7 protein-coding genes are annotated in these 12,305 nt (G+C 37.5%); 6 read left to right on the forward strand and 1 reads right to left on the reverse strand.

Annotated elements, in window-relative coordinates; all coding sequences use genetic code 11:
• The first annotated feature begins 177 nt into the window (after positions 1-177).
• The 6 genes from AAZR93_RS20015 to AAZR93_RS20040 all read left to right on the forward strand — a co-directional run bounded on the left by AAZR93_RS20015 (position 178) and on the right by AAZR93_RS20040 (position 7,995).
• Entirely contained in the window at positions 178-1,194 is a 1,017-nt protein-coding gene (locus tag AAZR93_RS20015) for a LacI family DNA-binding transcriptional regulator (protein WP_294109830.1), read from the forward strand.
• 624 nt (positions 1,195-1,818) lie between these two features.
• Positions 1,819-2,625, forward strand: coding sequence for a protein bax (locus AAZR93_RS20020; RefSeq protein ID WP_294109832.1), 807 nt, complete (start codon positions 1,819-1,821; stop codon positions 2,623-2,625).
• A gap of 263 nt (positions 2,626-2,888) precedes the next feature.
• Positions 2,889-4,307 carry an MBOAT family O-acyltransferase gene (locus AAZR93_RS20025; RefSeq protein WP_434720858.1) on the forward strand — a complete coding sequence of 473 codons (1,419 nt, stop codon included), beginning with the start codon at positions 2,889-2,891 and terminating at the stop codon, positions 4,305-4,307.
• Positions 4,294-5,454 carry an SGNH/GDSL hydrolase family protein gene (locus tag AAZR93_RS20030; protein ID WP_434720859.1) on the forward strand — a complete coding sequence of 387 codons (1,161 nt, stop codon included), beginning with the start codon at positions 4,294-4,296 and terminating at the stop codon, positions 5,452-5,454. The genes AAZR93_RS20025 and AAZR93_RS20030 overlap by 14 nt, the downstream gene beginning before the upstream one ends.
• Complete coding sequence (locus AAZR93_RS20035) at positions 5,426-6,652, forward strand: SGNH/GDSL hydrolase family protein (protein ID WP_434720860.1); 1,227 nt, start codon at positions 5,426-5,428, stop codon at positions 6,650-6,652. Before AAZR93_RS20030 ends, AAZR93_RS20035 begins: the two co-directional genes overlap by 29 nt.
• Before the next feature lie 521 nt (positions 6,653-7,173).
• Positions 7,174-7,995 carry a helix-turn-helix domain-containing protein gene (locus AAZR93_RS20040; protein WP_434720861.1) on the forward strand — a complete coding sequence of 274 codons (822 nt, stop codon included), beginning with the start codon at positions 7,174-7,176 and terminating at the stop codon, positions 7,993-7,995.
• Positions 7,996-8,067: 72 nt separating this feature from the next.
• Here AAZR93_RS20040 and AAZR93_RS20045 read toward each other — a convergent pair.
• Positions 8,068-12,305, reverse strand: a 4,238-nt coding sequence (locus AAZR93_RS20045) for an Ig-like domain-containing protein (RefSeq protein WP_434720862.1), incomplete at its 5' end; no start/stop codon positions are given.

The raw sequence follows: 12,305 nt of genomic DNA on the forward strand, positions 1-12,305 counted from the left end.
TAAGTCATACGTATTACTTATTTAATTGGCTTAAATAAATTTACTTTACTCATTCGCTTTACTCATATTAATAGTGCATATTTTCACCCTATAAATAAGACGAGGTAAAACAAATTAATATCCACCTTATTATCCTAGACCTTTGTTACACTTGCTATAAAAAAAGGTATTTGCGTTATGACTAAAAAAAAGAATAGTTCGACATATCAACCCTCTATTAATAGTAAAGATGTCGCTAAATTAGCAAATGTCTCACAATCAACTGTTTCACTTGTTCTTAGCGGTAAATCAAAAGGTAGGGTTTCTGAAGCCACTCGATTACGCGTTTTAGCTGTCGTTGAAGACTTAAATTATCAACCTAATGTCAGCGCTCAAATGCTACGTAATGGTTCATCAACCAATATTGCCTTTGTGGTACCTGATCTACAACAACCCTATTTTGGAAAAGTTATTTACGCCGCAGAGATAGCGGCTGCTAAATCAGGTTATTCTGTTATTCTCCTCGACAGTATCGCTAATGATGAATGGTGCGATAAACTCATTTCCCTTTTTCAAAGTAAAGTAATAAGTGGCTGCATTATATATGCTTGTAGTGATGAATTTACGCTCAAATTAGCCAGTTATAGAAAACAAATCGTCTATATTGAGCCCGATAATGAAGACAATATTGATATTGAGCTTAATATCACTGAAACAACGAATAAAATCATCGAATACATTCAGCAATCAGATCGTTATCGAATCGGTTACTTTCGCGCTGAATTCCCTAGAAGGCATTTTCTTAGACGACATCGCATATTCGAAAGTAAATTTAATGCACTAGAACACCAAAATAAAACACTGCATCTTGAATATTCGACTTTCTCTGTTGAAGAAGCGACTTATCGCGCAGAAATATTACTCCAAACCCAGCCTAATCTCGTTATCTGTGATGATGATTTACTTGCAGGCGCCATTTATCGTGCGGCAAGAAAACATAATATTGAGATACCCCAAGACATCGCTGTTATTGGTTTTAATGATACAGACCTTTGTCATTATTTATATCCTGAATTATCAACGGTACAGATCCCTGCCGAATATATAGGTGCCTTAGCAATCAAAATGCTTATAGATAGGGCAAATGATATTCAAGTCACTGAGCAAAAAGAACTCATCGAACTTATTTATGTTCCCCGCAATTCGACCCGCTAATTTATACTGGGTGATCATTCTTCAATGACTCATTATTAAAATAGTCACTCATTCACCCTTTCCAGAGACATTTAACTAATAGGTAATATTAACATTATCAACATTACAATTTATCACCCAAGAAAGAGATTATTTAATCAAAATATGTCACCTCCCACTCCATTTTTACGACCTTTTAAAATGATTTTTTTCGATAAAACCTATGCTAAATTTACTTTTCTTTTATTGTGTTTTACCCACCACTTTCTTACTCATTACTAGGACATGTAAACATTCCTAAAAAGATGCATTTCTCAATTCGATTAAAAAACACACTACCAACCGCTCATTTATTAACCAAAATAACCTTTCAATAAGTACATGTATTGACTGTATTTTAATCAAATTTGACTTATGTAACGCCAACATCAAGGCAAATAAGTAATAATAATTTATAAATAACTAAAAGGTACTATAAATTATTTTAGCTAACCACAAAAAAATAAACATAAATTTAATTTACCCTCAAACCATAACAAAACAATACAGAAATTTAGCTAATGTCAGCCGGATATAAGTAGCTCATGAAAAATTATTCTGCTACTATTCGGTCGAATTTTGTTCAGAGATACTTAGGAGAAGCAAATGCCCTCTCGAACGATGAGGACAAAAGCCGTCTTCGCTTTCTTATTTTTACTATTATTTTCGAGTCTTAGTTTAGGCTCTACCAGCACCAGTACCATGCTCAAAAAAGAGTATTCTCACAAGGCAGTGCAGAGCACAAATCAAGCTCAAACATCGTTGCCTGATTTGCGAAAATACCCAACTGGTACACCACGTAAGAAAGCGTTTTTGAAAACGGTTGTCCCCGTGATTGAAAAAGTCAATCAACAGATTATGGAAGAGCGAAACTGGCTCCTTTCAGTGCGTAAAAACAAGAAGTGGAGCGCACAAGAGCTACGCCAACTGGCTCAAATATGTGATAGCTATGGTATGAAATGTAATAACCCACAACGTATTAACTGGGATAAATTACTCAGTCGTGTGGATATCATGCCGACACATTTAGTGGCGACACAAGCTGCAACAGAATCAGGTTGGGGTACATCTCAACTAGCAACACAAAATGGTAATTTGTTTGGAATGCGCTGCGGAAGCGGGTGTCAGGCTAAACAAGGGAAAGTTAAAGGTTATTCTGTATACTCTTCAGTTGAAGGCACCGTAACTGCCTATATGAAGAATATGAATACCCACAATGCTTATGAATCACTACGTAATTCAAGAGCGAAACAACGTAAATCAACTGATGAGTTAGATACCACAAAACTTATCAATGATATGAAAGGCTACTCAGAGTTAGGTTCTACTTATAACCGCTATTTACAAGAGATGTACGCGAGTAACGAAGAATTGATTACACAAGCTCAAAAAAGAGCAATAACTCGCATTTAATTTTGTATCACCAGGTACAAGACACTAAAAAATCCACTCTCAATAGAGTGGATTTTTTTATTGAGCCAACTAAGATAAATCAGCGCCTAAAAAAACGCATCAATATAGAGAACAGACATAAGTATGTGACTTAAGTCGTTGAGAGAGACCAACAACGCACCTGCTTGAAATATGACGAGCAATAATCTTATTGCATAAGGCATGATAATAAATATCATAGGGCATCTTCTTACTACTAAAATAATTAACATTTTGAGTCCAACATGAATTTTTTCTCGTTTGAGTTTCTTGGCTCTTTTTTAGTGTTTTTCCTTATTTATTGGAGTTGTCAACCAAGCGCAAAGTTACAAAATGGCTTACTTATTACGGCAAGCTACTTTTTTGTTTATTCATTTAGCCCTGACTTTGCTTATATATTATTCGGCTATACCTTTTTCATTTCTCTATTAACTAACTGGCTAACAAATTGGCTCACTAATAAATGGATTTATGTCATTCTAGCCACAGGAATTATTGGCTGCTTTACTTTATTTAAATACTATTCGTTTTTCCAAGAAACCATACAACAAACATTAGACAAATTCGGTTTCAGTGTTGGGCTGCCTATTATTGAGTTGCTCGCGCCATTAGGCCTATCCTTTTATGCTTTCCATTCCGTTAGCTACACAGTCTCGGTTTGCCGTAAGGAAATAGCTAAAGCTGACTTTTTTGATGTCACTTTATACCTTGCCTTTTTTCCTAGCATCGTCGCAGGCCCAATTAACCGAGCAAAAAACTTCCTACCGCAAATACAAGCTGAAACTCGGACAATATTAGATACCCGAAAAGCAATACTGCTTATCTGCTTGGCATTAGTTAAGCTATTTTTATTTAGCTCATTTCTTGCCGAGAACTATGTTAATCCCGTATTCGATGCCCCTACTGGATACAGTGCGGGAGAAATCTTAGTGGCAACCTACGCCTATGCTTGGAATATCTATTTTAATTTCTCTGGTTATACCAACCTAGTCACAGGTATTGCGCTATTACTTGGCTATAGAGTACCCGTTAACTTTAATGCACCTTATATAGCCGCTAACCTCAAAGAATTCTGGGCGCGTTGGCACATTAGCTTATCAACCTTTATTCGCGATTATGTTTATATCCCATTAGGTGGCAACCGTAAGGGATTTAGTCGAATGAATACCAACGTTTTTCTCGCAATGGTAATTTCAGGGTTATGGCATGGCGCCGCAATGACATTTGTGGTGTGGGGAGCAATACATGGTTTAGGGATTGTATTACTCAACCTTAAAAGTTTCTGTATGGAAAAATTAGGTTGGACAAAAACATTACCAAACAAAACACTCTCGACTCTAGTGTCGCGTATTATTACCTTCCACTTTGTGTGCTTCGCTTGGATATTTTTCCGCAGCCAAACTTTTGATGATGCAATCATGATGCTCAATCAAATTATTGCACCTGGATTTATTGCCTCTGTCAGTGCCAGCCTTGGATTAATTATCGCTTTTTGGGTGCTACTACTTGCTTACCCTTGTTTTGTTCAAAGTTACCATTACATAGCAAAGAAATATCAACAAATTCCTTGGTACTACTACCCCATTCCATTGGCTATCGTTCTTACCATTATGTTTATGCTTTCTCCATCTGGAATGCCAGGATTTATTTATGCTAACTTCTGAGTTTAAAAATACCCTGATAAAAGCCGGGCAAGTACTCTTTATTGTATTGATTGCAGGTTTATTACTTATCTGGTTGAACCAAAGCTCATTAGAGCGCTTCTGGCAGCAGAAGTATCATCAGGATACCCCATGGTCAAATATGGCAGGAAACGCCACATGGGACTATGGCGCTCATTTAAATGAGGGTATACAAGCAGCGGGGAGCTCTTTTGCCTACCATGCTTCTGGACAGAAAGCGAAAGAAGAGAAAGCAGCGGAAGCTTTAGCCAATCAGCACAGTAAACTCAATTTTCCTCATGATTATCGTGTTGGGCTAAATTTCCTCAATGGCTATGTTTATCCCGCAGAAACCTTATCGGTCACTTTTCCTGAATTACTTAAGCGCCCACAAGCAAGAACAAATAACACCAAAATTCATTTTGGCACGTTTACAGCTAAGCAAAACATCCCCATCGTACCGAAGCATATCGCCAATATCGCCACAGGGGATCAAGTACTCTTTGCAGGGGATTCGATGATGCAAGGCATCGCACCCCACGTTAAAAACATGCTCTTGAAAAAATATAATATCGATAGCATTAATTTAAGTAAGCAAAGTACAGGGCTTGCCTATCCTCGCTTTTTTAATTGGCCACAAACTATTGCCAAGGCGTTGAATGATAATCCTAATATTAAAGTATTAGTGGTCTTTTTAGGGCCAAATGACCCATGGGATATGCCACCTCAAGCAGGCTATAAATATGTCAAATTTAAAAGCGAAGGCTGGGAACAGGTGTATCGTGAGCGTATTAGTGATATATTATCGACCGCTCGCCAGCACAATGTCGATGTGATTTGGATTGGCCCCCCCAATATGCGTAAGAATACGCTATCTGATGGTATGAAATTCCTAAGAAGTCTTTACCAATCCGAGGTCGAGAATCACGGTGAAATTTATTTTTCCGCGAATGATGTCTTAAAATATAAAAATGACACTTATTCCGACTATATTGGGGATGAAAGCAGCACAATTAAATTAAGAAGTGGTGATGGGATCCATTTCAGCACAAAAGGACAACAAGCCATTGCTGAAAAAGTTTTTTCACTCATTCATTTCGAAGAGGAAGCAAAGGAACCTCATGAAACTGAACAATCTACGTCAAGTTAGTCGAAAATTAGCCGCAGCTAGCGTCATTACGCTACTGTCGCTTGGGCTACTTTCTTGCCAAAATACAGCGGATAGAACCACGACAGTTTCCCCATCAAAAGGCCAACCAGCCACTGAACAAGGGCAACTGATAAATAACGCAGAACCCAATCTGGGCCATTTTGCCAGTAAATTGCGCCAAGGTAACCAACAGGTTCATATTGTCCAATTAGGCGACTCACACACTGCGGCTGACTTTTTTAGTGGTAATCTGAGAACATTATTTCAACAACGCTATGGGGATGCGGGTCTTGGTTTTGTACCACCAATCTCGGTTCCGGGGCAAAGAACTGCCACCATTAATCGCGTGAGTGATAAAAAACAATGGACACTATTTTCAAGCCGTAAAGATGAACGCTTTGATTACCCCTTGGGCGGCTTAATTGCGCAACCTGCCGCCGCAAGTAATAGCATATTGTTAAAGCCATTACAGCCCGCACAAGGAAACTATCAATTACAAGCGCTTTACCAGACAACCTCTGATACGCAGATGAATGTTTCTCCTGCGGCATCATCCGTACTTTCTTTGCCTGCAACAGGTAGTAGTTGGCGCTTCTCATCACCAATTAATACTCAACTACCCGCACAAGTTTCAGTGGGTAAAGAAAATAATTTAAAAATTGGCGGTTGGTTGCTGCGTTCAACACAACCTGGCGTGATGCTTTCTGCGCTCGGTTTAAATGGCGCTACTCTGAGTATGGTTGATAAATGGCAACCACAATGGAGTGAAACCTTGGCACAAATGTCGCCCGATATGGTGATCTTAGCTTACGGTACCAATGAGGCCTTTAACGATACCTTAGATCTAGTAGCTTATGAGCGAGTTTTAAGCGAAAAAATCCGCTTAATCCGCCAACAGGTGCCTAATAGCGTAATTTTATTAGTTGGGCCAAACGACTCAATCAAATTCAGTAACGCCGCAAGCTGTCAGGCACAAATGCCAGTTAACTTAATGAATGTAATTCAAATACAGAAGAAAGTAGCAGCCCAAGAAAATACGTTATTCTGGGATTGGCAAGCCTTTATGGGAGGGCCTTGTTCAATTCGAACATGGGCGGCTCAAGATTTAGCGCGTCCTGATAACGTACATTTGTCTGTTGATGGTTACAAGAAAAGTGCACAAGGTTTATACAGCCAATTGAACCAACTGCTAAACTAATCGCTTTAAATATTATCAACGAGAACGGCAGGGATATGCATTCCTGCCGTTTTTATATTCTATTCCTGTTAGTTTTCCTGCGCATGTTCTCATACTCTAAGGAATTTCCCGCCATTCCACTTTGGACTTTTCTGACTTTTTTATTTATTGCCCCATGAAATTCTGCCATCGCATCAGTAATGCCAACAAATAACTCAAATAAAAACATTAAGTTAAACCATCAAAAATATGAATATGTCTGACTTTTTTCGACTTTATTTTACGCCCCAAAAAACATAAAAAATCGTGACCATTATTTAAATAAATATTCACACCATAAAATTAGTATCACCTATGTTCAATCGAGAAATAGCATCGTTGTCAGTCGATGTTTATTGAATGAGAGTCAGATAACAAACCATTTTCCAGACAAATAAATATCAAGGTTTGTTTTTGAAAAAAAACCGTGAACCACTCTTTGCGATACCCAGAGTCATTTTACGGTCTGCAATCATGGGTAATACTTTATTCAGGTTTATTTTATGTCGATTACTTTTTGTGAAAAAACGTTTCATACCTATATTGAAACACTATCCAATAAAACAAAAAATAGCTTTTATCTTACTCACTCCCTGTTACTAAAAATCAGTATAGGTGAAATTAAAATACGAATAGAAGAGGGACAATGGCAAACGCTAACAACCTCAAATATTTGCTTTCTACCTAAAGGCGGATCTATTGAGATAATCCGCAGTGATAAATATGACTCATTGGCAGTCGATGTAATCCCGATAACCAGCGAGATGCTAAAATGCTTTTACCAACAACATTCTTCTTTGTTTCTCAATAAAACAAAATCAAAATCTGTTAATAATATTTGCTACACCGAATTACAACAAAATCCTATTATTGAAAATGTATTTTATTCTGCTACGAAGGAACTACTTCTACTTTCCAATAATAATGTCATTAACATCCACTTAAGCTTTATACTGTCTTTTTTCCTATTTGTGGATGGATTTATTCCCGCACTGCATGCCTCAATGAACATATCAGTAAAAGATAAGGTCTATGACTTGATTTTTTATGGTGCAGGAAAGCAATGCTGTACTTTAGATACAGTTGCTAAAAAACTTCATATGAGTGCATCAACACTAAAACGTCGTCTATCGAGTGAATACACCAGTTTTTCTAAAATAAGTTTAATGTCTCGGATGAATAAAGCCATGATGTTATCTAAAGCAGATAATATGCCAATGACACGTATTGCACATGAAGTCGGTTATGATGATGTTTCTTATTTTTTACTTGCCTTTAAAAGTTTTCATGCACAACCAGCGGCTACATTCCCATTATTCAAATAATTTATTATTTAACACATTGAACCTCACCATTTATTATGCTGAGGTTCAACTGTTTTTTCTAAAATCGCTTTGCTAGAAATAGAGATTATCAATATCTATTTGAGATATCGTATTATCAACTGGTGGAATATCAATTGGCATCACCACTTTATTTTCTACTGGTACTGGTGCAGGACTAACAGATGCATCGGGTAAGGTTGAATCTATCGTAATTTTGCCTACTATAATTTCCTTATTATCTGCCTTATCTTTCACTTCAATCGTGTATTTATGGGAACCATCAGCCAGTAGCTTGGTGACAGGAATTATCCATTTACCACTTTCATCAGCCTTCCCTTGATAAGTCGCATTAGCAATCTTAAGCTCGACTAACGCATCAGGCTCTGTTATGCCACTGAATTTTGGTGTGTTGATATTGGTAATATCATCACTTTTATCCCCAGAGTTAGTGGAATTTTCTAAGGAACCAGAAAGTTTAGGAGCTTTGGTATCAATAGTAATTTGCCCTGTCATCTCCTTCGTATTTCCCGCTGCATCTTTTACTTCAATATGATAATCATGGGTTTTATCAATCAAGGTATCCGTAACAGATATCGTCCATTTACCACTTTTATCAGCCTTCCCTTGATAAGTCGCATTAGCAATCTTAAGCTCGACTAACGCATCAGGCTCTGTTATGCCACTGAATTTTGGTGTGTTGATATTGGTAATATCATCACTTTTATCCCCAGAGTTAGTAGAATTTTCTAAGGAACCAGAAAGTTCAGGAGCTTTGGTATCAATAGTAACTTTGCCGGTTAAACTTTCTATCCCTAGATTCCCTGCAATATCTGTTATCCTTATTTGATAATCATGTTCACCATCTATTAGTGGTTCTGATAACGTAAAGCTCCAGTTTCCGTGCTTATCAACAAGGATACCCTTATAAATATCTTGACCAACTGTGATTTCTAAATAAGCATCTGGCTCTGCAATCCCCGCAAAAGTCGGTGTCGTAATACGAGCTAAAATGTCCTGTTTAGTCGTAAAGTCCGTAGGGTCCACTGCACCGCCAATGAGCAAATCGGGGGCTGTCATATCAATGGTTAACTGCCCCTTAATTTTACCATTAATGCCTTGAATATTATCAATCGCAAAAATCACATAATCATGGATACCATCACTCAATTCGGTATCCACATTGATCGACCACTCTCCTCTTTCATTTGCTATGCTTTCATAAGTTGATGCCATTTTATTATTGAAAACGAGCCGTACAGTGGCATTTGGCTCTGTTACTCCCTTAAATACTGGCTTATTTACGTTGGTATGATTATCTTTCTTCTCCCCAGAATCTGAATCAGGGTCTAGCTCACCATTAATGGAGGCAATTGTTTTTACCGTAAAATCACCTGATAATTTATTTAAACTAATTTGGCCAAGAATATCATGAGCTTCGATTTCATATTTATAAGTGCCATCATTTAACTCTTGTTTATCGTCTAATTTTATTTTCCATTTACCATTAGCATCCGCTATGGCTGAATATTTTTGTTTACTAATAGTTAACCATACCGTGGCATTTGCTTTTGTAATCCCACTGAATGTGGGTTGATTAATATTAATAACACCGCTATTTGAAAGTAAGTCATCTAAAGTTGCAGTTATTTCTGGAGGGGTAACGTCATAGAGTAAGTCAAAATCAAACTGTGTTTCGCGGCCAATTAAATCTTTTGCCGTAATCGATAGAGAAATATTATTGCCATCCTTTATATCAATGGGAACAATATTATTAGGCAATGTTAATTCCCAACTTCCTTTATTATCTGCCTTAGTCGTACCAATGGTTTTTCCCGTCATGTCTTTTAGCGTAATTTGGCCTGCGGAAGTTGTTATCCCTGTAAACTTAATCTCGTTTTGATTAAATAATAACTTGCCATCTTTTGTAGAAATACACTGTTTATCATTAATACCAAATTCAATATTCGGTGAAGTAATACCTTGTTCATCACTAAGCACTTTAATAATGACTTTATGCTCTGTTTTATTTCCCGCAACATCAAACGCTGTAATTTTAGCGGTATGCTCACCATTTGATAAAGTTAACTCATTAGCAAACGTCGTTTTAGAACCATTATATTTAGTTTGTAGTTTATTATGTCTTGTGGTTTTGCCATTCACCGTTATCAGGTAATAATCCATATTTCCAGAATAGGTAAAAACCAGTTGTGGATTAATTACATTAGAAACTTGAGTGCCACTATAAAGTTGCTTATCCACAATATGAAAGTCATTAAAGACCGGATCAGTAGTCAGGATATTTAGTGTCGTTTGTGCAACAGCAAGGCTTCCATCATCTTGAATAAAACTAATATGATAAGCTCCGTCCCCGCTAATAGGCACTTCGAAACGCCATTCCCCTTTCTCATTTGCTTGAATGGAATAATCCTTACCATTCACCTTAGCTGAAATCGTGCCGCCTGCCGTGATTTGACCTTTATATACGGGGTGTTTATGGTTAGTAAAGTTGTTTCCAACTTCTCCAGAGTCCGTATCAGGGTCAAGATAAAATTTAAAATCACTGATCACTACAGAGAAAGAAGCCTCCCTTACCGAACCATAAACATCTTTAAATGTTAGGGTATAGGGGACTTCACCTAAAGGGAGTTGAACATTATCAGGGACTTTAAAATGCCATGATTTTCGGCTTTTACCAAAATCTACTGAATATGTTTTACCTCCGATATAAATGGTTCCTTTCAATTCATCCCTATCTGAACTCCCTTCAATAGAGCCTTGTAAATAAGGTGAGCGACTAGAGCTAAGACGTTCATTATTTTCTCCTGTACTACTAGATTCGGCTGAAACTTCACCTGTTATTTTCAATATACAGTTTTTTATCTGCAATCCAGGCTTATAAAATGCTTTTTCCGAAGAAACTCCCGAAGAAGACGTTGCAACAACAGATATATTATCCACATCATAACGACGATCATTGTCAAATATCCCTTCTGGAATAGTGAAGCTCCAATTTCCATCTTTATCTATTTTAGTAATAGGAAACAAATAGTTCTGTTTCTTATTTTGATAAGAATAAGAAAACTTAAACTCTAAACTAGAATCATCATTTATTTTTCCCCGAAACGTTGGGGTAAGACTATTAATTGATTTAGCTTTATTAAATTTTCCCAAATTTGAAGGATTAATAAGATCTATATCTGAAAGCTCTGGTTTATGACTACTGATAACCAATTTGGCTGTTCTCTCAAATATATTGCTCGCCGCATCCGTGACATTAATTTTAAAATTCCCAGTAAAATCTTTCGGTAATTCATTAGGTAAAGTTAAGCTCCAGACACCATTGCTATCCGTCGTCGTCGAAACTAATTCATTATTTAAATGTAACGTAACTTTGCATCCAGGTTCACCTTTCCCAGTAAATACTGGTTTTTGATGTGCGGTAATAAAGTTACCTTTAGAGCCAGTATCTGTTTCTGCGGTTAATTCGATTGAAGATACTGGTGCGATATTATCAATAAAAATGTTCCCAGATATCTCTTTTAATTGCCCATTGGTTGGGTGCTCTGCCATTACAACATAATGATTATTTCCCTCAGGCTGCTCATTAACGGTAATGTCCCAGTTTCCAGTTAAGCTATCTGCCACTGTCGTAAAATCTTCACCATTAATCGATAAGGTTATTTTAGCATCCTTAGTCGCTGTTCCCGTAAACTTAGGCATTTTTATATTAGTGATATAATCGCCTAGCTTACCACTATCGCTACCAACATCTAATACCACTGAAAGCATCGGAGGATGGGCTTCTCCCGCCCCTCCTGACGAGGGTAAATATGAAAAACTCTGTTCCACCGTTTTTTGGTTACCGGCAGCATCTTTCGCCACTATCTTATAATTGTTCTCTTTGCCCACTTCCGCATCAACATCAAAACTCAGTGACCACTTACCTTGGTTATCAGTATAAACCGTTTTAATTTGTCCTTTAAACTCAGCAATAATTTTACTATCAGGGTCAGCTGTACCGCTAATTTGTGGACGCTTTAATTGCGTTATTGAGGCATTCGAATTCTCTTGGCTCGCTAAGTCTAAGCTCGCTGTCAATGTAATTTGGGTATCAACCGTAAACTGCCCGTGGAATACCCCGACATTACCTGCGTTATCCGTTACCTTGACTTGATAGTCATAAACTTTATCTTCCGTTACGGCGGGCAAAGTTACCTGCCAAGCCCCATCCTTACCCACCACTACCGGATACTCCTGCCCAGCAAATTCAACCACTGCCGCCGAGCCCGGCTTAGTTTTGCCGACTAAGG

This window comes from Providencia sp. Je.9.19, assembly GCF_051129765.1.
Taxonomy (GTDB): Bacteria; Pseudomonadota; Gammaproteobacteria; order Enterobacterales; family Enterobacteriaceae; genus Providencia.

Bases quoted from the DNA above. Each gene is read 5' to 3' on its own strand.
- AAZR93_RS20015 (WP_294109830.1), top strand. From the start codon at position 178: ATGACTAAAAAAAAGAATAGTTCGACATATCAACCCTCTATTAATAGT.
- AAZR93_RS20030 (WP_434720859.1), top strand. From the start codon at position 4,294: ATGCTAACTTCTGAGTTTAAAAATACCCTGATAAAAGCCGGGCAAGTA.
- AAZR93_RS20040 (WP_434720861.1), top strand. From the start codon at position 7,174: ATGTCGATTACTTTTTGTGAAAAAACGTTTCATACCTATATTGAAACA.
- AAZR93_RS20025 (WP_434720858.1), top strand. From the start codon at position 2,889: ATGAATTTTTTCTCGTTTGAGTTTCTTGGCTCTTTTTTAGTGTTTTTC.
- AAZR93_RS20020 (WP_294109832.1), top strand. From the start codon at position 1,819: ATGCCCTCTCGAACGATGAGGACAAAAGCCGTCTTCGCTTTCTTATTT.
- AAZR93_RS20035 (WP_434720860.1), top strand. From the start codon at position 5,426: ATGAAACTGAACAATCTACGTCAAGTTAGTCGAAAATTAGCCGCAGCT.